Annotated in this window: 24 protein-coding genes and 3 tRNA genes; 6 read left to right on the forward strand and 21 right to left on the reverse strand. The window is 42.0% G+C overall.

Going from position 1 to position 22,659, the window contains the following annotated elements:
- Position 1: 1 nt before the first annotated feature.
- Complete coding sequence (locus B1s21122_RS03415) at positions 2-694, reverse strand: MBL fold metallo-hydrolase (protein ID WP_095680626.1); 693 nt, start codon at positions 692-694, stop codon at positions 2-4.
- Between the two features lie 177 nt (positions 695-871).
- Here B1s21122_RS03415 and B1s21122_RS03420 point away from each other — a divergent pair, with 177 nt between their 5' ends.
- On the forward strand, positions 872-2,179 hold the full coding sequence (locus tag B1s21122_RS03420; protein WP_095680625.1) for a DUF349 domain-containing protein: 1,308 nt from the start codon (positions 872-874) through the stop codon (positions 2,177-2,179).
- Here the strand turns inward: B1s21122_RS03420 and B1s21122_RS03425 are convergent.
- The 14 genes from B1s21122_RS03425 to pgsA all read right to left on the reverse strand — a co-directional run bounded on the left by B1s21122_RS03425 (position 2,176) and on the right by pgsA (position 15,710).
- Complete coding sequence (locus B1s21122_RS03425; protein ID WP_095680624.1) at positions 2,176-4,344, reverse strand: RelA/SpoT family protein; 2,169 nt, start codon at positions 4,342-4,344, stop codon at positions 2,176-2,178. The genes B1s21122_RS03420 and B1s21122_RS03425 overlap by 4 nt on opposite strands.
- A gap of 33 nt (positions 4,345-4,377) precedes the next feature.
- Entirely contained in the window at positions 4,378-5,421 is a 1,044-nt protein-coding gene (gene secF, locus B1s21122_RS03430) for a protein translocase subunit SecF (RefSeq protein WP_095680623.1), read from the reverse strand.
- Positions 5,421-6,956, reverse strand: a complete 1,536-nt coding sequence (gene secD / locus B1s21122_RS03435) for a protein translocase subunit SecD (protein ID WP_095680622.1) — start codon at positions 6,954-6,956, stop codon at positions 5,421-5,423. Before secD ends, secF begins: the two co-directional genes overlap by 1 nt.
- A 78-nt stretch (positions 6,957-7,034) precedes the next feature.
- Positions 7,035-8,090, reverse strand: coding sequence for a Holliday junction branch migration DNA helicase RuvB (ruvB, locus tag B1s21122_RS03440; RefSeq protein ID WP_095680621.1), 1,056 nt, complete (start codon positions 8,088-8,090; stop codon positions 7,035-7,037).
- Positions 8,090-8,677, reverse strand: a complete 588-nt coding sequence (ruvA, locus tag B1s21122_RS03445) for a Holliday junction branch migration protein RuvA (protein WP_095680620.1) — start codon at positions 8,675-8,677, stop codon at positions 8,090-8,092. The genes ruvB and ruvA overlap by 1 nt, the downstream gene beginning before the upstream one ends.
- On the reverse strand, positions 8,674-9,195 hold the full coding sequence (gene ruvC, locus B1s21122_RS03450) for a crossover junction endodeoxyribonuclease RuvC (protein ID WP_095680619.1): 522 nt from the start codon (positions 9,193-9,195) through the stop codon (positions 8,674-8,676). The genes ruvA and ruvC overlap by 4 nt, the downstream gene beginning before the upstream one ends.
- Before the next feature lie 27 nt (positions 9,196-9,222).
- The gene (locus B1s21122_RS03455) at positions 9,223-9,981 is read right to left on the reverse strand and encodes a YebC/PmpR family DNA-binding transcriptional regulator (protein WP_095680618.1); all 759 of its coding nucleotides are present in this window, start codon (positions 9,979-9,981) and stop codon (positions 9,223-9,225) included.
- A gap of 11 nt (positions 9,982-9,992) precedes the next feature.
- A complete protein-coding gene (gene pdxT, locus B1s21122_RS03460) occupies positions 9,993-10,604 on the reverse strand; it encodes a pyridoxal 5'-phosphate synthase glutaminase subunit PdxT (protein ID WP_223299034.1) in 612 nt (203 codons plus the stop codon).
- Between the two features lie 2 nt (positions 10,605-10,606).
- Complete coding sequence (gene pdxS / locus B1s21122_RS03465) at positions 10,607-11,494, reverse strand: pyridoxal 5'-phosphate synthase lyase subunit PdxS (protein ID WP_095680616.1); 888 nt, start codon at positions 11,492-11,494, stop codon at positions 10,607-10,609.
- 95 nt (positions 11,495-11,589) lie between these two features.
- On the reverse strand, positions 11,590-12,579 hold the full coding sequence (locus B1s21122_RS03470) for a DUF3048 domain-containing protein (RefSeq protein WP_095680615.1): 990 nt from the start codon (positions 12,577-12,579) through the stop codon (positions 11,590-11,592).
- Positions 12,576-13,082, reverse strand: coding sequence for a LemA family protein (locus B1s21122_RS03475; RefSeq protein WP_095680614.1), 507 nt, complete (start codon positions 13,080-13,082; stop codon positions 12,576-12,578). The genes B1s21122_RS03470 and B1s21122_RS03475 overlap by 4 nt, the downstream gene beginning before the upstream one ends.
- Positions 13,079-14,239 (reverse strand): glycosyltransferase family 4 protein, encoded by a 1,161-nt coding sequence (locus tag B1s21122_RS03480; protein ID WP_095680613.1) that lies wholly within the window; start codon positions 14,237-14,239, stop codon positions 13,079-13,081. The genes B1s21122_RS03475 and B1s21122_RS03480 overlap by 4 nt, the downstream gene beginning before the upstream one ends.
- Positions 14,226-15,086 carry a phosphatidylinositol mannoside acyltransferase gene (locus tag B1s21122_RS03485; RefSeq protein WP_095680612.1) on the reverse strand — a complete coding sequence of 287 codons (861 nt, stop codon included), beginning with the start codon at positions 15,084-15,086 and terminating at the stop codon, positions 14,226-14,228. Before B1s21122_RS03485 ends, B1s21122_RS03480 begins: the two co-directional genes overlap by 14 nt.
- A complete protein-coding gene (pgsA, locus tag B1s21122_RS03490; RefSeq protein WP_223299035.1) occupies positions 15,087-15,710 on the reverse strand; it encodes a phosphatidylinositol phosphate synthase in 624 nt (207 codons plus the stop codon).
- Here pgsA and B1s21122_RS03495 point away from each other — a divergent pair.
- Positions 15,709-16,299 (forward strand): hypothetical protein, encoded by a 591-nt coding sequence (locus tag B1s21122_RS03495; protein ID WP_095680611.1) that lies wholly within the window; start codon positions 15,709-15,711, stop codon positions 16,297-16,299. The genes pgsA and B1s21122_RS03495 overlap by 2 nt on opposite strands.
- Here the strand turns inward: B1s21122_RS03495 and B1s21122_RS03500 are convergent.
- Genes B1s21122_RS03500 through B1s21122_RS03520 form a run of 5 tightly spaced genes read right to left on the reverse strand, consistent with a single transcriptional unit; the run spans position 16,273 to position 20,891 of the window.
- Positions 16,273-16,815, reverse strand: coding sequence for an HIT family protein (locus tag B1s21122_RS03500; protein WP_095680610.1), 543 nt, complete (start codon positions 16,813-16,815; stop codon positions 16,273-16,275). The two genes, B1s21122_RS03495 and B1s21122_RS03500, sit on opposite strands and share 27 nt — an antisense overlap.
- Positions 16,815-18,809 carry a threonine--tRNA ligase gene (gene thrS / locus B1s21122_RS03505; protein ID WP_095680609.1) on the reverse strand — a complete coding sequence of 665 codons (1,995 nt, stop codon included), beginning with the start codon at positions 18,807-18,809 and terminating at the stop codon, positions 16,815-16,817. The genes B1s21122_RS03500 and thrS overlap by 1 nt, the downstream gene beginning before the upstream one ends.
- A gap of 38 nt (positions 18,810-18,847) precedes the next feature.
- The gene (locus B1s21122_RS03510) at positions 18,848-19,141 is read right to left on the reverse strand and encodes a PGPGW domain-containing protein (protein WP_095680608.1); all 294 of its coding nucleotides are present in this window, start codon (positions 19,139-19,141) and stop codon (positions 18,848-18,850) included.
- Positions 19,138-19,908, reverse strand: a complete 771-nt coding sequence (locus B1s21122_RS03515; RefSeq protein ID WP_095680607.1) for an aminotransferase class IV — start codon at positions 19,906-19,908, stop codon at positions 19,138-19,140. The genes B1s21122_RS03510 and B1s21122_RS03515 overlap by 4 nt, the downstream gene beginning before the upstream one ends.
- A complete protein-coding gene (locus B1s21122_RS03520) occupies positions 19,905-20,891 on the reverse strand; it encodes a chorismate-binding protein (protein ID WP_095680606.1) in 987 nt (328 codons plus the stop codon). Before B1s21122_RS03520 ends, B1s21122_RS03515 begins: the two co-directional genes overlap by 4 nt.
- Positions 20,892-20,985: 94 nt before the next feature.
- On the opposite strand from B1s21122_RS03520, the gene B1s21122_RS03525 reads away from it, so the two are divergent.
- Both B1s21122_RS03525 and B1s21122_RS03530 read left to right on the forward strand, forming a co-directional pair.
- Positions 20,986-21,058 (forward strand) — tRNA-Gly (locus tag B1s21122_RS03525).
- A 33-nt stretch (positions 21,059-21,091) separates the two neighbouring features.
- Positions 21,092-21,165: transfer RNA gene (locus B1s21122_RS03530), tRNA-Cys, on the forward strand.
- 7 nt (positions 21,166-21,172) lie between these two features.
- Here B1s21122_RS03530 and B1s21122_RS03535 read toward each other — a convergent pair.
- Positions 21,173-22,189 carry a class I mannose-6-phosphate isomerase gene (locus tag B1s21122_RS03535; RefSeq protein ID WP_095680605.1) on the reverse strand — a complete coding sequence of 339 codons (1,017 nt, stop codon included), beginning with the start codon at positions 22,187-22,189 and terminating at the stop codon, positions 21,173-21,175.
- Positions 22,190-22,218: 29 nt separating this feature from the next.
- Between B1s21122_RS03535 and B1s21122_RS03540 the strand changes: the two genes are divergently transcribed.
- Together B1s21122_RS03540 and B1s21122_RS03545 are read left to right on the forward strand one after the other, a co-directional pair.
- The gene (locus B1s21122_RS03540; RefSeq protein WP_095680604.1) at positions 22,219-22,560 is read left to right on the forward strand and encodes a phosphomannose isomerase type II C-terminal cupin domain; all 342 of its coding nucleotides are present in this window, start codon (positions 22,219-22,221) and stop codon (positions 22,558-22,560) included.
- A 16-nt stretch (positions 22,561-22,576) separates the two neighbouring features.
- Positions 22,577-22,648, forward strand: a tRNA-Val gene (locus tag B1s21122_RS03545).
- The last annotated feature ends 11 nt before the right edge of the window (positions 22,649-22,659 follow it).

The raw sequence follows: 22,659 nt of genomic DNA on the forward strand, positions 1-22,659 counted from the left end.
TTCACCGCCCGTTCTGATCTAAAAAATCATCTTGCAGGTAAGGATTTCTTACTCGCTCTGTGCCGATTGTAGTTTGCCCACCATGTCCAGGTAGGACATTTAGGCTATCTGGAAGGGTCAAAATTCGATCTCGTAAGGTTTTTCGCATCTGACTGGCTGAACCAGTAGGTAAATCAGTTCTTCCGATGCTACCGGCAAAAAGCACATCACCAGAAATTAATTGCTTATCATCAACAGTAAAAATAACTGAACCCTTGGTATGGCCGGGCGCAAAGATAGAAGTAATTTTCATTCCTGCAACTTCAAATGTTGAAAAATCTTCCAGCTCAACTATTTCATCTGGTTCTTTGAATTTTTCAACTCCAAAAGCCTTCAGAAATTGTTCACTTACACCACCACGATCTAATGCACCCATCGGATCTGTAAGGAGAAATCGATCATCACCGGTTACAAAGGTTCGCATGGGAACTTGCTTTGTTAAAGGAAGAACGGAAAATGTATGATCTAAATGTCCATGTGTTATGAACACAGCTACGGGTTTTAGTTTAAGTTCTGAAACCTTTTGTTCGATCTCATTTACTAGATTCGGTTTGGCCATGCCTGGATCGACAATGATGCATTCGTTCCCAGTACCTACGGCTAGGATCCAGCAATTTGTTTCAAAATAGGGTGCGATTACACGATCAATTAACACTACTCACCCCTTTCAATCATCCATCTTTTGCTTCAAATTTCCCTAAAAGATGGTGCCTAGGCTATCTTTTAGCCAGTAGCAAACCCAGTAATTAATGGCGCAATTGCGTTAATGATTACTACGCCCCCACATAACGAAATCTAATAAACAGAAATCGTGCAACGAAAGGTCAACATAATGGAAAACTCATCAACACCAAACCTTTCTAATACCGGGGCAGCATCGGCACTTATAGGTGATCCAGCAAAATTTGGCCGAGTCGGCGAAGATGGCACTGTTTACGTAATTACTCCAACTGGTGATCGCGCTGTTGGTTCCTACCCAGGCAAGTCGCCAGACGAAGCACTTGCTTATTTTGTTAAGAAATTTGAAATGGCTGCATCTGAAGTTGCACTCCTTGCTGCGCGAATTCGATCCGGCGCAATGGTGCCAAGTGATGCACATGAAGCTGTGAACAGGTTGCGTACCCAGATCTCTGATTTAAATGGCGTAGGTGACCTAGCAAACCTTTCAGCATCACTAGAAAAAATTCCAGCATTAATAACCGAGCATGAAGGTGCCTACCAGGCACGTAAAGCAGCGCAATCCGCTGAAAAAGAAGCGCGCAAAACTGAAGCCGCAGCCATAAAAGAAAAGATTGTTGCTGAAGCTGAAAGCCTGATTGATTCAGTTGCTTGGAAAGTAACCACTGCCAGATTAAAAGTACTTTTAGAGGAGTGGAAGAAAGCGCCTCGCTTAGACAAGAAAATCGATGCAGCGCTATGGAAGCGTTTCTCATCTTCTCGAAATAAATTTGATAAACGACGCAGAACTCACTTTGCAAGCTTGGATTCTGAGCACAAAAAAGTTGCTTCAACTAAAGAGGTAATTGTTAAAGAAGCAGAGGCACTGGCAAATTCTAAGGACTGGCTAGGAACAGCCAATAAGTACAAATCATTAATGGATCAGTGGAAAGCCTCTGGTCGAGGTAAGAAAACTACAGACACCGCGCTTTGGACACGTTTTAAAGCTGCGCAAGATACATTTTTTTCTGCAAAGAATGCGGATATGGCAAAACGCAAGGGCTCAATGGTAGAAAATCTAGCTAAGCGCGAAGCAATGATTGTTGAGTTCGAAGCATTGCTTCCGATTACTGATTTTAAATCAGCCAAGAAAAAATTCTATGACTTGATGGGTAAGTGGCAGAAAATAGGAATGACGGATCGCAAAAAACGGTCCGCTTTTGATGCCCGAATAAAGAAAGTTGAAGATGAAATTTCTGATCTAGAACGCAACCATCAACGAAAGAGTGATCCATCTGCTAAGGCTCAAGCAAACAAGGTTGTCCAAGGTTTAGCTGAAGCAATAGAGAATTATGAGAAGCAAGCTGCTAAAGCAGAAGCTGCTGGTCAAACTGCCAAGGCCATGGTTGCACGAGAGGCTGCTGCAGCTCGTAGAGCATGGTTAGAACAGGCTGAAAAAGGATTAACTGAGTTCACAAGTTAATTATTAAAGACTCGATCAACATCATAAACACCTTCAATTAATCTAACTGAACTCAATACCGCATCCAAATGGGATGCATCCGCCATCTCAAATGAGAACTTGCAGATCGCAGTTTGATCTTTATTGGTAACCACTGAAGCGCTCAAAATATTCACATGTTGATCAGAGAGCGCTTTTGTAACATCAGATAGAAGCCGAGCTCTATCCAAAGCTTCAACTTGGATGTTTACCAAGAACGTACTCTTTGCCGATAAATTCCATTTCACACCAACCATACGATCACCCTGATGAACTTTAAGATCTGTAATGTTTATGCAATCTGCTCTATGCACAGAAACACCACTGCCACGAGTGATGAATCCAGTGATCTGATCTCCCGGAACCGGTGCGCAACACCTAGCTAGTTTTACTAAAACGTCATCAGCACCTTCAACATCAATTCCAGTCACGCTTTTTCTGCTGCGCTTAACGGGTGCAACTAAAGGTGTTAAGTCATTTTCTGGATGGTTATCTCCTGTGCCAAGTAGAGCCATTAACTTCTCAATTACTGAATGAGCTGAGATACGACCATTGCCAACTGCTTCATACAAAGACTCAATATCTTCATATCTAAGTTCATGAGATAGTTCTAGAAGTGCGTGTCCGCCCAAGATTTTTTGTATTGGCAATCCAGCTTTTCGCATTTGCCTAGCGATTGATTCTTGACCTGCTTCAATAGCCTCTTCTTGTCGCTCTTTGGAGAACCAAGCTTTGATTTTAGATCGAGCTCTTGAAGAGGTTACAAAATTTAGCCAGTCATGACTAGGAGCAGCATTTAAACTTTTGTTTGTAACGATATCTACAACATCACCATTAACTAGATGTGATTCAAGCGGCACTAGCTTTCCATTAACTTTAGCCCCAACGCATTTATTACCAACTTCAGTATGTACTGCGTAAGCAAAATCTACTGGCGTTGATCCAGATGGCAGTGCAATCACACTGCCCTTGGGCGTGAATACAAATACCTCTGGTGTCCTAAGGTCATACCGAAGGGTTTCAAGAAAATCGCCAACATCTTCACTTTCTTGTTGCCATTCATGAAGTTGTTTTAGCCATAAAGCTTCTGGAGTTTTACCGTTTTCAAGGTTTTTTGTTTTGTACTTCCAGTGCGCAGCAATTCCATATTCAGCCCGAGCATGCATATCAAAAGTTCTAATTTGAATTTCAACTGCTTTACCGTTGGGTCCAATTACAGTTGTGTGAAGTGATTGATAAAGATTGAATTTCGGCATAGCAATGTAATCCTTAAAGCGACCTGGCACAGGACTCCACCTTGCGTGAATTGCACCTAGCGCGCCATAACAATCTCTGACCGAGTCCACAAGAATTCGAATACCGACTAGATCATAAATATCATTAAATTCACGGCCTCTGACAACCATTTTTTGATAAACACTATAGAAATGTTTTTGCCGACCACTCACCTGTGCTTTTATAGTTTCGCCTGCTAAATCTAAATCAATCGCAGAAATAACCTCTGAGGTCAAAAGATCTCTAGCTGGTGAGCGTTCGCCGACTAATCTTTCGATCTCTTCAAACTTCTTTGGTTCTAAGACTTTAAATGAAAGGTCCTCAAGCTCCCACTTAATTGCATTCATTCCAAGACGGTGGGCAAGCGGTGCGTAGATATCAATAGTTTCCCGCGCTTTACGTTCGGCAGTTTCAGAGGCAATAAATTGCCAGGTGCGAGCATTGTGTAAACGATCAGCAAGTTTGATGACCAGAACTCGAATATCTCGCGACATTGCGACAACCATTTTACGAAGAGTTTCAGCCTCTGCGGTTGGGCCATAAGTTAATTTATCTAACTTGGTAACGCCATCCACCAATGAAGTTACTTCATCACCAAACTCAGCTTTTATTTGTTCGATTGAATAAGAAGTATCTTCTACTGTGTCATGCAATAAAGCTGCCATAACAGTTGGCAGATCCATTCCCAATTCGGTAAGAATTTGTGCCACTGCAACTGGGTGAGTTATATAGGGTTCACCTGATTTTCTTAATTGACCAGAATGGGCTTTTTCAGCAGCAACATATGCGCGTTCAAGATCTGAGTTGGAATATCCTGGGTGAGATTTTGCCAGGCCATCGGCCACCGGCTTCAACAATTGAGTACTTGTCATAGCGCTGTGGCTGTCTTATTTAAATCAATTTATTTAGCGGCGACGATTACGTTTTGGTTGATTGCGAGGTCCACGATCAGGTTGTGCTGTAACTGCATTAGCAGCTGAACCTTTTTCGCCGCGGCTACCAACACGTTTAGCCAATGCTTGCATGGCTGGCTCACGCTCGCGTAGTACAGCAAGAATTGGAGTTGCAATGAATATTGAAGAGTAAGTTCCAGTTGCAAGACCAATAAATAGTGCAAGTGAAAGATCCTTTAATGTGCCAGCGCCAAGTAAACCTGCGCCAACAAACAGAATTGAGCCGACTGGAAGAAGTGCGATAAGGGAAGTGTTAAATGATCTAACCAAAGTTTGGTTTACAGCAAGGTTCGCAGCTTGGGAGTAAGTGCTCTTTCCACTCGCTGCAATTCCTTTGGTGTTTTCGCGCACCTTATCGAAAACCACAACAGTGTCATAAAGTGAATAACCTAAGATAGTTAGGAAACCAATCACAGTTGCTGGTGTAACTTCAAAACCTACAAGTGCATAGATTCCGACAGTAATAAAGACGTCATGTACTACTGAAATGATCGCTGCAATAGCCATCTTTGATTCAAATGCCATTGCAAGATAAAGCATTACTACAATCAAAAATCCAAATAAACCATAAAGAGCTTTTCTCGTGATCTCTTCACCCCAGGAAGGGCCAATAATCTGTGAATCAATTGAATCGATAGTCACATTAAATTTAGATGACAAACTGGCTTCTACTGCGTTTTGTTCTACTGAAGTTAGCGCATCAGTTTGAATTCGAATTTTGTCATTTCCAACTTTTTGAATGATGGTCTGTGAAGTAATACCAGCATCAGTTAATGCACTCTCGGCAGTCCGGACTGAAGCATTTGCGGAAGTAACAGTAAAAGATGAACCGCCCTTAAATTCAATTCCAAGATGCAAACCTTGAGTGAATAAAGTTACGGCCGAAGCAAGGATCAATAAGCCAGAAATCGAGTACCAGATCTTGCGCTTGCCAATGAAATCAACAGAAGTTTCACCTCTATAAAGTCTTCCGCCTAAACCTGAGAACTTAGCCATTACTTGACCTCCCCTGTCTGCGCAACTTCCTTCTTAACAATTCCTAATGACTTAGCCGAAAATCCAGAGAGTGGATGGCCTTCACTAAAGAAGGCAAATCTCGCCAACACAGTGATCAATGGTTTAGTGAAGAAGAAAACAACAATTAAATCAATAACTGTGGTTAGTCCTAATGTAAACGCGAAGCCACGAACACCACCGACAGCGAAGAAGTAAAGCATGATCGCAGCAATCATCGAAACCGCATCCGCGACTATCACAGTGCGACGAGCTCTTAACCAACCAGTTTCAACAGCAGATTTAAGTGATTTACCTTCGCGCACTTCATCACGAATACGTTCAAAGTAAACGATAAATGAGTCTGCGGTAATACCAATCGCGACGATCGCTCCCGCAATTCCAGCAAGGGTTAATGTGAATCCAATTAACTCACCCAATAACAAGAATGAAAGAAGTGCGATTGCTGAAGCAACTAGCAATGAGCCTACGGAGACAATTCCTAGCCCGCGGTAGTAAAGCAATGAATAAACGATTACTAATAACAAACCAAGGATGCCAGCAATCAAACCACCACGCAGTTGTTCAGCACCTAATGATGGTGAAACCTGTTGCACTTCACCACGATCAAAGGTCAATGGCAGTGCGCCGTACTTTAAAACATTTGATAAATCTTGAGCTTCTAGCTGGGTGAAATTTCCTGTAATTTGCGCAGTTCCGGTATTTATTGGTTCATTAATTCGAGGTGCTGAATAAACCAATCCATCTAGAACAATGGCTGCTTGATTTTGTGGAGATGGCAGTGAGGTCAAGCGGGTGGTCATTGCGCCAAATTTTGTTGTTCCCTCACCATCAAAATCTAAAGTTACATACCAACCTGAAGCACCTTGTGGATCTAATAATGCAGATGCTTTTGTTATTTGCCGACCTAGGACCTCGGCCGGTGCCAAAATGTATTTACTTGCTCCAGATCTATCGCAACTAACAACTGTTGCGGCTTCATTTCCACTCGCACCACCTTGGCGATTTTGTGGAAGGGTGCAATCTAAAGCTGCAAATTGAGCGTTTATTTCTGGAGTGACTCCAGCGGGCAAAACTGCTGTTGCAGTATCTGCTGATAATGATGTGGCATTTGCTGCGCCCTCTGCCAAGACTGGACGAAATCTAAGTTCAGCAGTTTGTCCAACTAAGTCAACAATACGACGACCAGTTTCTCCTGGAACTTGAATAACAATTTGGCGATTAACACCAGTGCCCTGTGCTGAAACTTCAGATTCAGCAACACCTAGTGAGTTAACGCGTTGGCGAATAATTTCAACTGCTTGATCAATCGCTTCAGCAGTTACTTTTCCAGATTGACCATCTTCAATTCGAGGCTGCAAGGTAACGCTGGTTCCACCTTGTAAATCCAGACCGAGTTTGAATGAGGTTGCACCAAGTACGAAGGAAAGGCCGCTCATTGCCAAGATTGTTAGCAGCAAGATAGAGATAGTTCTAACCGCTCTGGCTTGAGTATTTGCAATTTTATTAGCAGACATGAGAGCCAATTCTAGGCTGAGGTGAGATTATTGAGAAATCCAAGAATTTAGCCCTGAAATATAGGTAAAAAATAAGAATTATTGGGCGATATCTGGGTCTTGATCAAAAAGTGTTGCATCCGTTCCAATTTGTGCTGACAACGGCGGCTTAATTCCAAGGTGTGACCATCCAGCTGCAGTTGCGATTCGACCTCTTGGAGTTCTAGCAAGAAAGCCCATGCGAACTAAGAACGGCTCAGCTAATGATTCAATTGTTTCTATCTCCTCACCCACCGCCATCGCTAAGGTTGAAACACCAACTGGGCCACCATTAAAGTTTTTAATCAATGCAGTTAATACCGCTTTATCTAAGCGATCTAAGCCAATTTGATCCACTTCATAGATTTGCAAAGCGGTTTTTGCATGGTCTAACTGAACAATTTTTTCTTTATTTACTTGGGCGTAATCACGAACTCTTCTCAATAAACGGTTAGCTACTCTAGGCGTTCCACGGGAGCGAGATGCGATTTCAGCAATTGCTGCTTTATCAATTTCAATCTCTAGCAATTGGGCACTTCGCTTAATAATCTGTGAAAGTTCATCTGCTTCATAAAAATCTAGTTGAGCAGTGAAACCAAATCGATCGCGCAGTGGGCTAGGTAGAAGGCCCGCTCTAGTGGTCGCACCAACTAATGTGAAATGCGGTAGCTCCAGTGGAATCGATGTTGCACCTGCGCCTTTGCCTACAATCACATCAACTCGAAAATCTTCCATCGCTAAATAGAGCATTTCCTCAGCTGGGCGAGACATACGATGAATTTCATCTAAAAATAAAATCTCACCTTCCACCAAAGAGGAAAGAATTGATGCTAAATCACCAGCATGTTGTATCGCTGGTCCTGAGGTAATTCGAATCGGACAATCCATCTCTGCAGCAACAATCATAGCCAAGGTTGTTTTTCCTAAACCAGGTGGCCCAGAAAAAAGTATGTGATCTGCTGTGGCTTTGCGTTGTTTTGCCGCTGAAAGCAATAAATCTAGTTGATCTCTTACTCTTAATTGTCCGACAAATTCATTTAAATTCTTTGGACGCAGGGCTAACTCTGCAACACGTTCTGCATCATCAGCGTCCTGATCGATAATTCGTTCACTCATTATTGCTTTCCAGAGCTTTTAAGAGCTAACTTGAGTATTTGCGCAGCGCTTAATCCTTCAATTTTTTCTTCTTTCATTACTTGGTTAAGCATCGCCCCCGCTTCTTTACTGGAGTAACCAAGACCTTGCAGTGCGTTTTCTACTTGATTTGATGTTGCAAGATTAGAACCTACTTTGCCGCCGGCAAAGGCCGCTGCTTTATCTTTTAACTCAAGCACTAAACGTTGAGCACCTTTTTTGCCTAATCCGGGAACTGACTCTAAAGTTTTTAAATTAGATGAAACCACAGCATTGGCAATCGTGCCCGCATCACTATTTGCCAGAATTGATTGAGCAACTTTAGGACCTATTCCGGTAACTGATAAAAGTAATTCAAAAAAATCTCGATCTAAAATTTCAGTAAATCCATAAAGTGTTAAGGCATCTTCACGCACAATTAAATAAGTGTGAAAGCTGACCTTCTCACCACTTTGAATTTTTGCAGCAATTCTGATTGGCACCTGCAAAAGGACGCCAACTCCCCCAACTTCAACCACAATTGAATTAATTGAGGTTGATTTGACGGTTCCAGTTACTGAGCTAATCATCGCTTTTTAATTGCCTTCTTTTTGGCACTTGCCAACCTGGCATTACCAACTCCTCGCCAATGATGGCAGATCGCCAGTGCTAAGGCATCGGTGCTATCAACGGGTTTTGGAATTTCCTTTAAATTAAGTAATCGCTTAACCATCTGTGCAACCTGTTTTTTGTCCGCCCGGCCAGAACCAGTCACCGCGGCCTTAACCTCACTAGGGGTATGTAAAACAACGGGGATGCCTGCCTTAGCCGCCAAAAGCAAAGCAACTCCAGCAGCTTGGCCAGTTGCCATAGCAGTTTTAACATTTAGTTGAGAGAACACTCGCTCCACCGCGATTACATCTGGCTTATATTTATTTATCCAAATTGAGATCTCTTTTTCTAACTCCAATAATCTAAATTCAAGGCCAGCATCAATATCAGTTTTAATAACTCCTACCCCAACCATTTCAAGTTTTTGAGGTCCAACTGAATCAACAATGCCAATACCGCATCTCGTAAGTCCTGGGTCAATTCCTAAAACTCGCATAGGCCAAGCCTAATCAGTGGCAAAAACTTATGAACTAAGGCTCGCCATCACTTCATCTGAAACATCAAAATTTCCGTAAACATTTTGCACATCATCTAGCTCTTCAATGGCTTCAATCAATTCAAAAACCTTCTTGGCTGTTTCTGAATCAATTGGAATAGACATAGTTGGCAAAAAGGAAGTTTCAGCAGATTCATAATCAATACTTGCAGTTTGCAAAGATGTACGCACTGCAACTAAATCAGAGGGCTGAGCAACAACCTCAAATGAATCACCTAGATCATTAACTTCATCAGCACCAGCATCTAAAACAACCTCAAGAAGTGAATCTTCAGTTACCTTGCCACCATTTTTTGAAACTATCACAACTCCTTTGCGATTAAACAGATATGAAACAGATCCAGGATCAGCCATATTTCCACCGTTTCGAGTGACTGCAACACGTACTTCAGAAGCTGCGCGGTTTCGATTATCAGATAAACACTCAATTAATAATGCCACGCCACCGGCTGCATAACCTTCATACATAATTGTTTCCCACTCTTTACCACCAGTTTCAAGCCCAGCCCCTCGCTTAATTGCGCGATCAATATTGTCAGCGGGCACGGAATTCTTTTTTGCCTTAGCAATTGCATCAAATAATGTCGGATTACCAGAAACATCAGCGCCACCAGCACGAGCTGAAACTTCAATTGCCTTGATTAACTTTGCAAAGTTTTTAGCACGTCTTGAATCAATGATTGCTTTCTTATGTTTAGTGGTTGCCCACTTGGAATGGCCGCTCATGTCTTCTCCAATTAACCTTTAGATCCGGCCAGTTCACGGCAGATGTTTTCAACAAAAAATCTATGCACTCGGTTATCACCAGTTAATTCTGGATGAAATGAAGTGGCTAAAAGATGTCCAGATCGCACTGCTACCGGATGCTTTAACCCCGTTGCATCAGTAATTTCAGCTAACACCTCAACGGAAGCCCCTACCGATTCAACCCACGGGGCGCGAATAAAGACAGCCCTTACTGCAGGTTCGGTAATACCTTTGAACTTTAAATCTGTTTCAAATGAATCCACCTGACGTCCAAATGCGTTTCGACGAACCACCATATCGATTCCACCAAAGGTTTCCTGTCCTTGAATTGCATCCTTAACCACATCAGATAACAAAATCATGCCAGCACAAGAACCGTAAGTTGGCATTCCAGATTTAATACGATCTTTAATTAAATCCATTAGATCAAAGGCTCTTGCTAGCTTTGCGATGGTAGTTGATTCACCGCCTGGAATAACTAAGGCTGAGATCTCTTTTATCTCTTCTTTTGTCTTAACTGCTCGCGCATCTACTCCACAATCACTTAAAGATTGGATATGTTCGCGAACATCACCTTGGAGTGCAAGTACTCCAATTTTCACAATTACCAGCCCCGCTCCGCTAACCGGTGTGGCACAGGAATATCAGCAACATTTATACCAACCATCGCTTCACCCAAACCACGAGAAACTTCGGCCACAACTTTTGCGTCGGTGAAGTAAGTAACAGCTTTCACACATGCCGCAGCACGCTTGGCAGGATCTCCAGATTTAAAGATACCTGAACCAACAAATACTCCATCTGCTCCTAATTGCATCATCATTGCTGCATCAGCAGGTGTTGCAATTCCGCCAGCAGTGAATAAAACAACTGGTAGCTTTCCAGTACTAGCTACCTCTTTTACTAAATCAAATGGGGCTTGTAATTCCTTTGCCGCAACAAAAAGCTCGTCTTCACGCATTGATGTTAAACGGCGAATCTCTGCTGAGATAGTTCGCATATGAGTGGTTGCATTTGAAACATCACCAGTTCCTGCTTCACCTTTAGATCGGATCATGGCAGCGCCTTCATTAATTCTGCGAAGTGCCTCTCCCAGATTTGTGGCACCGCATACAAACGGAATTGTGAAATTCCATTTATCAATGTGGTTGGCATAATCTGCTGGAGTTAAAACCTCTGACTCATCGATGTAATCAACGCCCAGTGTTTGTAAAACTTGTGCTTCAACAAAATGTCCGATTCTTGCCTTTGCCATAACTGGAATTGAAACTGCTGCTTGAATTGCAGTTATCATGTCTGGGTCTGACATACGAGCAACGCCACCTTGGGCACGAATGTCTGCAGGTACGCGCTCTAGCGCCATTACTGCAACAGCGCCAGCATCTTCTGCAATCTTGGCCTGCTCAACATTTACAACATCCATAATCACGCCGCCCTTAAGCATTTCTGCCATGCCGCGTTTTACTCGTGCTGTGCCTGTTTCTTTAGACATTTTGCTCCCCTGTAATTATCTAGCCTCCTATTGTACTAATTTCTTGAGATCTTTAAAAACAGTTAAATGAAGCCTTGCTCACACCATCAGGCTTATCACGGGGTTAAAACCGGGACTTTATCGGTTAAGAAAATCCAAGTTCGGCCAGGCTTGAAGTTGGCTATGCCGCCGTCCGCACTCTTCCAGGTGGTTACATCAGTTTCTAAATTACGTTGCCAGCTTATTTGATAACTAAAACCATCCCGCAGCATTACTGCTTTGCCACTTCCAGTTGTTTTGCTAAACGGAGTAATTTCTCCGAACTTATCGCCATAAATAGATGGCGTTATCGATACGAGCTGAATAATTGCAGTGTCGGCATATAGCTGTTGACCATTAGCGGCAATGTTTGGTTTCTCGTTGAAATATATTAGCCATTTTTTACTTACGCTATCCCAGCGTAATTCATACTTAGCACTTGGCCACGAAACCTTAGCGATGGCAGTATTTGTTTCACCCTTTGGTGCATCACCAAAAGTGAATACTGATGCGGTAGCAGTTTCTATTCTTATCTTCGGGTTTGTATTGGCTCGTTCCAATAACAAATCTGGTTTTAAAATCATGTCGACTGGACCTGGGCGATTAGGATCTTTTCCATAGATAGAAGGTGGGTTTCGCTCCGCTGAAAGATTTTCTAAATTTGCGGCTGCAATTACCGGTCGCATCTTGCTTTGAGCGCCACTGTATGCGAACCCAACTCGACCAAACTGGGCGAGTAATTCAATATCTGAAATTCGAGCTGACCTTATTGGCCCAATTAAAGGCGGAAGCTTTGATGTGTAAATGGCAGCTAATCTAGTTAAACCACCCTCAACCTGTTCCACATAAACTAGATCAGCATCCTCGATTCCAATTTGAGGATGTGCTGCGTTTGTGTCATCGATTTTTACAACCAGAATTTGTTTGTTTTCTCCGGCAAGACCAGTGAAGAAATTCTTTGCTTCCTCCCTTGCTAATGAAAGTTTCGGCAAATCAGAGGTGCCAGTAATGGATAGCATGATTACAGTTAATGAAATCAAAAGAATTAAGCGTCGTGCTAATTTCACAAAATATCATCCTCGAAGGCATAACGGATCGGTGCTGGAGCTTTGCCGGCCAGTCTGAATAATCTAATTAATGGTTTAGATCTAACATTTCTAGTGGCATTAACCGCTTCTAAATGAATGTTTATCGCAATTTTTACCTTGCCAGTGATATCTGATAACTCAACTAATAAATCAGATGGCAACTCCAAAGAGTGGTCTATTGCTGCGCCTTGCACTAATTTCAATGATTCAGATAGGACGCTCTCAGCTGATGATCTCTCAATAATGTTTGCATTGCGTGCTGCTGTAGCAGAGCTAGAGATTAGGTAGGCAGTTGCTGGATCTAAATTAGATTCTGCAACAATTTCGTGAGCTAAGGCTGCTCGTTGTTGCAAAAGGGCGTCCAGAGTTGCCCAAGAGGTTTCCACCTTGTGGTGTAATCGATCTAATCTTGATGCAGAAAAAGACAAATACCATCCAATTAAAACTACAAAAAGAATTATCACAAGGGTTTGGAAATTCATCGCCTACTCCAAAATCTATTCTCAGAGGCAAGAGTTACCCGTTGACCGCCAGCTATTGCCATTTCATACACATTTTCAATCTGTTCTGCTACTACCTGCCAATCATATTTCTGCGCGCTTAATCTGCCGTTTTCACCCAATCGCTTACGTTTGTCATCATCTCGTAATAACGCAACTAAAACCTTTGCTAAGTCGGCTGAATCTTCATTTTTAAACAATTCACCAGATCCACCATTTTCAAGTACAGCTTTAAACGCAGGTATATCACTAGCAACAACTGCTGTACCAGCGGAGAGTGCCTCAGTTAAAATTATGCCAAAGGATTCGCTACCAGTATTTGGTGCAACATAAATCTGAACAGATTTTAAGAAACTTTCTTTTTCTTCATTGCTTAATAATCCTAGAAATTTAATACGGCTTTTCAATTGCGGGTTTAACTTCTTTGTAAATTCACTACTATCTCCTGGGCCTGCTACCAAGAATTGAACATCTGGGAAAAACCTTGCCACAATTGATAATGAATCAATTAATACTTGTAATCCTTTTCTAGGCTCTTCAATTCGGCCAATAAATCCAACGGTGTGGCCGTTTGAATATTCGTTATTAACCTTGGCGTTTGCATATTTTTGACCATCAATACCGTTTGGAATAACCACCGCATCTGTATCAAAGTGATCTTTAAGTGTTGATCGAGCTAATTCACTAACTGCTATACGAGCATTTAACTTCTCCACGATTGGTTCCAAAATTGGTCCAATTGCATATATTGCTTTTTTCTTAGGAGTTGAAACGTGGAAGGTTCCAACTAATGGACCTTCTGCGGCGGAACAAGCAAGTAAAGATAAAGAAGGTATTGCTGGTTCATGTAAGTGAAGAAGATCAAAATCACCACTGGCTATCCACTGTTTCGCACGTGAACTTGCAATAGGACCAAACAAAACCCGAGCTACCGAACCATTAACTGGAATCGAGATTGGTTTGCCAGCATTTACTACATAATCTTCATGCTTTACTGAATCATCAGAAATTGGCGTGAGAACTGAAACAAAATGACCTTCTTCAATTAAATGCTCTGCTAAATCACGAATATGGGTCTGCACTCCCCCAGGTGTATCCCAGCCATAAGGGCAAACCATTCCAATTCTAATGTTCTTCATCTATCCAAATCCTTTGCAGCATATGCCAATCAACTGGATATTCCTTAATACGCTTTGCAAAATTATCGGCCATCGACTGTGTTATTAGTTTAATCTGTTCTTCTTCACTTCCAGAATTAGTTGGCTTTATGGTTTCATCAAAAATTATCTCAATTCCACCTGGCAGGTAGCGCACATAGGCTGTTATTAATGGCGCACCTGTTTTTATAGCCAAAATCGCTGGCCCAGCAGGCATCTTGGAAGTTTTACCAAAGAAGTCAACCTCAATACCATTTCTGGACATATCTCTATCTGCAACTAATGCAATTAGTTTTCCAGCTTGTAATCGTTGGGTAAGAATTGGAATGGTTTTTTCTTTGTGGCTTATAGCTTCAATTCCAATACTTTCTCGGTAGGCCAGGAACTTCTTAAATATCGCCTCCGGCTTTAACTTCTCAACCACAGCAGTTAATGTGATTCCGGTTGAACAAAAATATGCTGCCGCATGATCCCAATTGCCAGCGTGTGGCAAAGCCACGATGCATCCTTGCTTAGCCTGTACCGGATCTCTAAGTAAATTCTCTTTAATTACTTGAGTAGTTGAAATGATTCGATTTTTGCTCCATTTACTCAAGCGGAAAGTATCAAACCAGTACCGAAGGTATGAACGCATTCCTTGCTTTGTTAACTCCTCTAACTTCTGCGCTGAGTACTCAGGCATCACCCGACCATAATTGGTTCGAAGTCGTTTAATACCTTTTCCATTTTTCTTATAAATTCGATCCGAAACATGATCAGCTAATTTATAGGCTGATTTCTCAGGTAGGAGGGCGATTAATTTCCAAGCAAACAAATAGAGCAAATACATTTACTTCACCGCTTTATAAACAATCATCATTCTTTGTGCCATAGTAAAAACTGAGAGTAAAGCTAGAATCCAAAGCCCTATAGCCATCGCATAATCAACCTCTAAGCCGTGTAATCCATATGCAGTTAAAGCAATTATCAAACGCTCACTACGTTCGGCAATGCCGCCATTACAAACGATATTTAAGGATTCTGCCCGAGCCTTGATATATGAAACCATAAAAGATGCAACTGCTGTTATCAAAAATAGTGGAACTAATCTGTCATCAATTTTAATGAAAAAAAGTAATGCACCAACAAAAATGGCCGCATCACTTAAACGATCAAGAGTTGAATCTAGGACTGCGCCCCATTTACTGACTCCTTTATTTGACGCCCTAGCAACTGCGCCATCAAATAGATCAAAGAGCACAAAAGCTGCCACCCAAATAACTCCAAGGAAAAAATCACCTTTGGGGAAGAAATAAAGTGCGCTACAAACACTGCCAACTCCACCAATAGTTGATATTAAATTGGCGCTTATTCGCAGTTTGATCAGAATTTTGACAAATGGGGCAATAATTTTGGCGACAGGATCACGTAATGAACGCTGCAACATAATTCCCATCGTAGGCTTACCAATCATGACCGACCTAATTAACGCACGGTTTATCCTTGGAATATCTCCTGAGAATCAGCAGATTTCAGCTCTCCTTGGACTCCCATCTGCCAATATCGATGATCCGACATTGATTACCGCAGATGTAGTGGTAATTGTGGCCAGTGCTAAATCCGGAATCGATCCAAAACTAGTTTCGCAGTGGCACACCTTTAGAGAGCTGTACATACCAACAATAGTTGCAGTCATTGATTTTGAAGATGGTGACGTTGATTTTGAAGATATGAGTGCAATCGTTGGCAAAATGCTTGAACCAGTGGTTACTCCCTATTTAGTTTTGCACGCAGATAATGGAGAGCCAACTGCTTTAATCAATCTTGAAGATCAAATGATTACCGATTACTCAACTAAACAAGTTGCAAAAATTCCAAGTGATAGCGAACATAAAGAATTGATTCTAGAATTCAAAGAAGAGCTACATAATTCTCTAATTGAAGGAGGTTGGGATCAATTCAGCGCAGGATTGATAATTCCTGCCATTCCACTAATGCCTAAAAACAATTTAGGCGTTGCTGAGATTAAACGCTTCTTAGATCTGATCCCAAGCCGCGGCTAATTGCTGCCTACTTTCCTGCAAAAGCTTTGGCAGCACTTTTGTCTTACCAATTATCGGCATAAAGTTTGCATCCCCGCCCCACCTTGGTACTACATGCTGATGTAAGTGACCGGCAATTCCAGCACCTGACACTGCGCCTTGATTAATTCCAATGTTAAACCCAACTGCATTACTCACCTTGCGAAGTACTTTCATTGCATGTGCAGTTAACTCTTGCACTTCATTGCGCTCTGTTACAGACAAATCCGGTAACTCTGCTACATGCCGATTAGTGCAGATTAGAAGGTGGCCTGCGTTGTATGGATATAAGTTCATTACTACATATGCTTCTTTGCCTCTTGCGACAATTAATGCTTCCTCGTCACTTAAATTAGTGATTCGACAAAATGGGCAAGGTATTTCATTTCCTGGAAGAGGACGGTTTTCCCCTTCTAAATATGACATTCGATGTGGCGCCCAAAGTCTTTGCCAACTATCTGGCATCCCTGCTCCACCAGAGATTGTTTGATCACTCATTAAATTTGTTTGCGATCTTTTATTGAAGCTAATACCTCATCGATTGCTTGTTGAATAGGAATTTGATTCTTCTGCTCACCATTTCGATATCTAAAGGAAACTGCCTTCGCTGCCATGTCTTCATCCCCTGCAATCATCATAAATGGAATCTTTTCAAGTTGAGCGTTGCGCACCTTTTTCTGCATTCGATCATCAGATACATCAATATCTGCTCTTATGCCAGATTTCTTAAATTGCTTTATCACATCTTGTAAGTAGGGGTTAATTGAATCTGCAACTGGAATACCTCTAACTTGAACTGGCGCCAGCCATGGTGGGAAAGCACCTGCATAATGTTCAGTTAAAACACCAAAAAATCTTTCAATTGATCCAAATAGTGCTCGGTGAATCATTACTGGCTGCTTACGTGAGCCATCTGATGCGGCGTAACCTAAATCAAATCTTTGAGGTAATTGGAAATCAACTTGAATCGTAGACATCTGCCAAGTTCTGCCAATCGCATCCCTTGCTTGTACTGAAATTTTTGGGCCATAAAAGGCGGCTCCGCCTGGGTCTAATACCAACTCTAATTTTTGCTTTTCAGCCGCTTGTTGCAAAGCGTTAGTAGCATCTTGCCAATCTTTATCTTCACCCACTGATTTTTCTGGGTTTCTAGTTGATAGTTCCAAATAGAAATCAGTTAATCCATAATCTCTTAAAAGATTTAGTACGAAGGTTAAAAGTGAATCTAGCTCATCTGCCATCTGCTCTTTTGTGCAGTAAATATGTGCATCATCTTGAGTGAATCCTCGAGCTCTAGTGATTCCATGTACTACGCCAGATTTTTCATAACGGTATACGGTGCCAAACTCAAATAGTCGCAACGGTAGATCGCGGTAGGACTTAGGTGAGGACTGAAATATTAGGTTGTGAAATGGGCAGTTCATCGGCTTCATGTAATACTTTTGACCTGGCTTTTTAATTGTGCCGTCTGCATGTAATTCTTCATCCATCACCATTGGTGGATACATTCCATCTGCATACCATTGCAAATGTCCACTTGTTTCAAATAATGCAGCCTTAGTTAAATGTGGTGAGTAAACAAATTGATAATCCTCTTCTTCATGGCGCTTGCGAGAATAATCTTCCATCGCTCTGCGAATAACTCCACCCTTAGGATGAAAAACGGCAAGTCCAGAACCAATCTCCTCCGGAAATGAAAACAGATCTAACTCTGCACCAAGTTTTCGGTGATCCCGCTTCTCAGCCTCCTCCAATAAATGTAGGTAAGCATCTTGCGCCTCTTGAGTTGGCCATGCGGTTCCATAAATTCTTTGCAACATTGGATTTTTCTCAGATCCGCGCCAATAAGCACCTGCTGCTCGCATTAATTTGAAAGCTGGAATGTGTTTTGTAGAGGGCAGATGTGGACCACGGCATAGATCACTCCATACTGGATTGCCATCTCTACCTAAGTTGTCATAAATCGTTAACACCGATCCACCAACTTCAACATTTGAGTCATCACCGGCTGTATTTCCTTTAAGGCCAATCAATTCACATTTATACGGTTCATTCTTTAATTCAACCAATGCTTCTTTTTCAGTAGTTACGCGACGACGAAATCTTTGGCCAGCTTTTATGATCTTGCGCATGGCACTTTCTAGTTTTTCTAAATCCGCAGGTGTAAAGGGAGTTTTAGGATCAAAGTCGTAATAAAAGCCATCTCGAATCGGTGGGCCAATTCCTAATTTAGTATCTGCGAAAACTTCTTGCACTGCTTGGGCTAAAACGTGCGCGGTTGAGTGGCGCAAAACATTTAATCCATCCTCTGATGAAATCTTGACCGATTCCACCTGATCACCCTCTGCTAAATCACTCCATAGATCCTTTAGCTCACCATTGATCCGACAAACAACCACATCAGATTGTTCGCTGAATAGATGGGTTGGTTTTTGATCACTTGCAATCTCTTTTGATACACCATCTACAGTGATCTTGATCTGTGCCGACATACCGCTAGGTTATCAAAGGGGGCGGTAAAGGTGGCGAATTAAAAGGTGTATTCGTACCAAATAACTAGTAAAACAAGTGATAAGAATATAACGCCAGCAATAATCATCAATTGATGCTTTTTCTTTATCTTTGCTGCATTCGCAGCCCTACTCGCAACTCCTTTAGCTGATGTTAAAACTCGCGCAGCCCATGCAAACTCTGAAGCCAAAATACCAAGTCCAGTGAAAATAATTAACCAACCAGGTCCAGGTGCCACTAATGCAACCACACCCACCAAGGTGATTAAGCCACCAATAAAGCCAACTAAAACTCGCTTTAATACTGGATTCATACCTCTATCTTACTCCTGATGTGTTGATCAAATTCACCAATTAATTTCACACCTAATTCGCTGCTTTCAAATAATTTATCCTCAACCTTGGCAACTGGCGTCAATAATCGAATTGAAGAGCACAGAAACACCGCATCAGATTCTAAAAGTTGATCCCAATTAAATAATCCTTCTGTTACAGCAAAATCTTTGATCAACATTTGCCTAGTAATCCCAGGTAAGCAGCCAGATTCCAACGCAGGGGTGATGAATTTTCCATCTTTTAAAATAATGATGTTTGCCGAGCCCGTCTCCACCACGTCAGCATTTTCATTTAGATATACTCCATCACTATAACCACGAGATTGTGCGGTGCGAACAGCCAACATCGATTGGCCATATGAGATTGATTTAACGCCAGATAATGGCGAGTTTGAATTTATAACCTGATTCATTTTTATCAGGCTCGGTAACTTGTCTGAACTCTCCACCGGCTCCACCACAACTAACCAATTGCCATCAGCGAGAGCTGCAACTCGAATACGAGACTTCCCGATCACACCTTTTAATAACTGGTTAATCCCGACCTCAATATCAATTTTTGCTGGGATAGTGATCAAGAGTTTTTCAGCACTCTTTACCAATCGTTCATAATGACGTTGCCAAGCAATAATTTTTTCATCTATTCCTAGAATTGTTTCAAATAACCCATCCCCGCGAATAAAGGAGAGTGAAAAAGGCAATGTTAATGGCTCAGTTACTACCTTGCCATTTACAAGTAGCTTCATACCAATACTCCAGATGCAATTGAAATCAATCGTTTTGCCTTAAGCGCCGTCTCTTCCCACTCACTTTCTGGATCACTTGCCCAAGTAATGCCAGCTCCAGTTCCAAAATGAATCTGATCATCACCAGTTGACCAAAAAATACGAATTCCAACTGAAAGTAATGCTTGATCATTTTCGACAAAGCCAATCACACCGCAGTATGGACCACGTTTGGTTTGCTCAATCTCAGCGATACTTTTCAATGCAGAAGATTTTGGTGCTCCACTAATTGATCCGGCCGGTAATAAAGCTTTGGCGATCTCACTCCATTTAATTCCTGGTTTTAATCTGCCAACAACATCGGAGACTAAGTGGAACAGCCCAGGGTGAGATTGGGTGGCCAATAATCTTGGCACATCAACGCTGCCACTTTCGCAAATAGCGCCAAAATCATTTCGCATTAAATCCACGATCATCACATTCTCAGCACGATCTTTATCACCAAAATTATCCACCTTTGAAGTTCCCTTTATGGGTGTGGATTTAATTACTATGTCCTTGCGCTCTAAAAACAATTCTGGCGAGGCTGAAGCGATTTCAAGACCAGGCAATCTTAGATAACTGGCATATGGTGCTGGATTATCTGCTTGCAATCTATTAGCTAACCCTTGCAAACTTTGGGATGATTTAGAAGATAAAATTCGACACAGATTAACTTGATAAATATCTCCGGCAGCAATCTTTTCTTTGATCACCTCAACATTTTTTTGATAAACAGTTTGGTTTTGAGATGTTTGCCAATCGTTTTCAATTGGCTGCCATTCTGCTACTGGCAGTGGTGCGTCAATTACATTTGCAAATCTTGCGCAAAACCATTGCCCTTCAAAGGTATTTACTACCGCCCAAAAACCCGGCTTATCTAGGCTGCTTGGGTCATTTGAAATCTCAACACAATTAGTGGCAAGTCGACCTGCCATCCAAAAGGTAGCTTGCGATAACTCCATGTTTGAACGCTACCCTCCTGCGATAGGAAAGGTGTGAAAAAAATACAATTGTGCCAAGGGTGGCAGAATGCGATAGATTTCACCCCGCACTTACGCGGACGTAGCGCAGTTGGTAGCGCGGAACCTTGCCAAGGTTCAGGTCGCCGGTTCGAACCCGGTCGTCCGCTCTCTAGGAAAGTTTTCTTATCTGGGAAAAGCAAGGTCGGATGGCCGAGAGGCGAGGCTCGGGACTGCAAATCCCGCTACACGGGTTCAAATCCCGTTCCGACCTCCACTAAGAATTAAACAGCAGGTGGTCTAGATAAAACTCCAGAACAATCACTTAATGTAAATCCACCAGCACTGTATGGAATCACTACCGCATCCCCTTGCTTAATCTCTAACGGTTGATCATTATCAAAAATCATCGAGCCCTCACCAGAGAGTGCTAAAAAGATTCCAAAACCTGATTCAATCTTCGCATGATCGGCAGTTAAATAGTCAGCTCTAAAAAATGGATTAGCTACTGAATTAAATATCGCACCACTTCTTTGCCCACCAATATCAAACTTTGTAATTATCACTTTCAATTCATCCATGCTTAAGGGTGTAAGCCGGAGTGCGTCTAGAGCAGTATCAAAGCCAAGATTTAAATGCCCATCCTTATCACCATCAACTGCAAATCCATCCCACTCAAGCAGAATTGATAAATCAGTTGGCTCTTGCAGCTCTAAAACAAAAATTCCAGACTCAATTGCATGCACGACTCCGGCAGGCACAAATATCGCATCTCCTGCTTTAACCTCTTTGAAAACTAAAGATTTCAATAAGCCAGCCGAATCATGATTTGCCACCATTGCTGCGACATCAGCCTTGTTCATCTTCTCTTTAAAACCAATTCCAACTTTCGCGCCCACTGGTGCATCCAAAATTATCCAGGCTTCAGTTTTACCGTGGTTCATATGCAGATTCTCTTTAGCAAAACTCACATTTGGATGGTAATGAACCGGCAATCTTTGATCCGGATCTAAAAGTTTGACCAGAATCTCAGTAGACGCACCGAACTTGGCAATGTGTTTTTCGCCTAACCAATTATTAGGATCAGATGCGATTACATCCCGTAGTAATTGCCCATTCTCTAATTTTGAGAGTCCATTAACTGTTTCACCAAACCTGGTGGTGGTAGAAGCTATCCACTCCTCTGGTCGCATTGGTCCGCCCGGACCGTTGCGCAATTTTCCGATTCGGTTTCCCCCCTTATAGAAATGATCAAACTGATTTGAGGGTAATTTCGATGCTTTGGCGATGTAATTGCTCATCTTGCTAGTTTAAGGGTTAAAGTATTTCCATGCTAGAAAAATCAGAGCGCCCGTGGGGTCGGTATGAGGTGTTGCAGGAAGCTGCCAATTACAAAGTTAAATCCATTCATGTCTCCCCTGGGAAAAGACTTTCATATCAACGTCATCAAAAACGTAGTGAGCATTGGTATGTAACGCAAGGAAGTGGTGAAGTCACTTTAGATGGCAAGATCCAACCAGTAATTGCAGGTTCAATTATCCAAGTTCCCCAAGGCATGTTGCACCGAATTAGCAATACCGGCAGCACCGAATTAATTTTTATTGAAGTTCAAACTGGTAGCTATTTTGGTGAGGATGATATTGAACGTGTTGAGGATGATTTCGGTCGCTAGTAGACTTTAACTTAACGGACGATTAGCGCAGCGGTAGCGTACTTCCTTGACATGGAAGGGGTCACTGGTTCGATCCCAGTATCGTCCACTTACATTACA

The sequence above is a fragment of the Candidatus Nanopelagicus limnes genome, assembly GCF_002287885.2.
Lineage (GTDB): Bacteria > Actinomycetota > Actinomycetes > Nanopelagicales > Nanopelagicaceae > Nanopelagicus > Nanopelagicus limnae.

Excerpts from the sequence above, each read along its gene's own strand:
- B1s21122_RS03520 (WP_095680606.1), bottom strand. The coding sequence starts at position 20,891 with ATGGAGTTATCGCAAGCTACCTTTTGGATGGCAGGTCGACTTGCCACT.
- B1s21122_RS03480 (WP_095680613.1), bottom strand. The coding sequence starts at position 14,239 with ATGAAGAACATTAGAATTGGAATGGTTTGCCCTTATGGCTGGGATACA.
- pgsA (WP_223299035.1), bottom strand. The coding sequence starts at position 15,710 with ATGATTGGTAAGCCTACGATGGGAATTATGTTGCAGCGTTCATTACGT.
- B1s21122_RS03475 (WP_095680614.1), bottom strand. The coding sequence starts at position 13,082 with ATGAATTTCCAAACCCTTGTGATAATTCTTTTTGTAGTTTTAATTGGA.
- ruvC (WP_095680619.1), bottom strand. The coding sequence starts at position 9,195 with ATGCGAGTTTTAGGAATTGACCCAGGACTTACGAGATGCGGTATTGGC.
- B1s21122_RS03425 (WP_095680624.1), bottom strand. The coding sequence starts at position 4,344 with ATGACAAGTACTCAATTGTTGAAGCCGGTGGCCGATGGCCTGGCAAAA.
- B1s21122_RS03495 (WP_095680611.1), top strand. The coding sequence starts at position 15,709 with ATGACCGACCTAATTAACGCACGGTTTATCCTTGGAATATCTCCTGAG.
- B1s21122_RS03540 (WP_095680604.1), top strand. The coding sequence starts at position 22,219 with ATGCTAGAAAAATCAGAGCGCCCGTGGGGTCGGTATGAGGTGTTGCAG.
- B1s21122_RS03455 (WP_095680618.1), bottom strand. The coding sequence starts at position 9,981 with ATGAGCGGCCATTCCAAGTGGGCAACCACTAAACATAAGAAAGCAATC.
- B1s21122_RS03485 (WP_095680612.1), bottom strand. The coding sequence starts at position 15,086 with ATGTATTTGCTCTATTTGTTTGCTTGGAAATTAATCGCCCTCCTACCT.
- ruvB (WP_095680621.1), bottom strand. The coding sequence starts at position 8,090 with ATGAGTGAACGAATTATCGATCAGGACGCTGATGATGCAGAACGTGTT.
- secD (WP_095680622.1), bottom strand. The coding sequence starts at position 6,956 with ATGTCTGCTAATAAAATTGCAAATACTCAAGCCAGAGCGGTTAGAACT.
- B1s21122_RS03500 (WP_095680610.1), bottom strand. The coding sequence starts at position 16,815 with ATGAGTGATCAAACAATCTCTGGTGGAGCAGGGATGCCAGATAGTTGG.
- B1s21122_RS03510 (WP_095680608.1), bottom strand. The coding sequence starts at position 19,141 with ATGAATCCAGTATTAAAGCGAGTTTTAGTTGGCTTTATTGGTGGCTTA.
- B1s21122_RS03420 (WP_095680625.1), top strand. The coding sequence starts at position 872 with ATGGAAAACTCATCAACACCAAACCTTTCTAATACCGGGGCAGCATCG.
- ruvA (WP_095680620.1), bottom strand. The coding sequence starts at position 8,677 with ATGATTAGCTCAGTAACTGGAACCGTCAAATCAACCTCAATTAATTCA.
- B1s21122_RS03535 (WP_095680605.1), bottom strand. The coding sequence starts at position 22,189 with ATGAGCAATTACATCGCCAAAGCATCGAAATTACCCTCAAATCAGTTT.
- B1s21122_RS03515 (WP_095680607.1), bottom strand. The coding sequence starts at position 19,908 with ATGAAGCTACTTGTAAATGGCAAGGTAGTAACTGAGCCATTAACATTG.
- thrS (WP_095680609.1), bottom strand. The coding sequence starts at position 18,809 with ATGTCGGCACAGATCAAGATCACTGTAGATGGTGTATCAAAAGAGATT.
- pdxS (WP_095680616.1), bottom strand. The coding sequence starts at position 11,494 with ATGTCTAAAGAAACAGGCACAGCACGAGTAAAACGCGGCATGGCAGAA.
- secF (WP_095680623.1), bottom strand. The coding sequence starts at position 5,421 with ATGGCTAAGTTCTCAGGTTTAGGCGGAAGACTTTATAGAGGTGAAACT.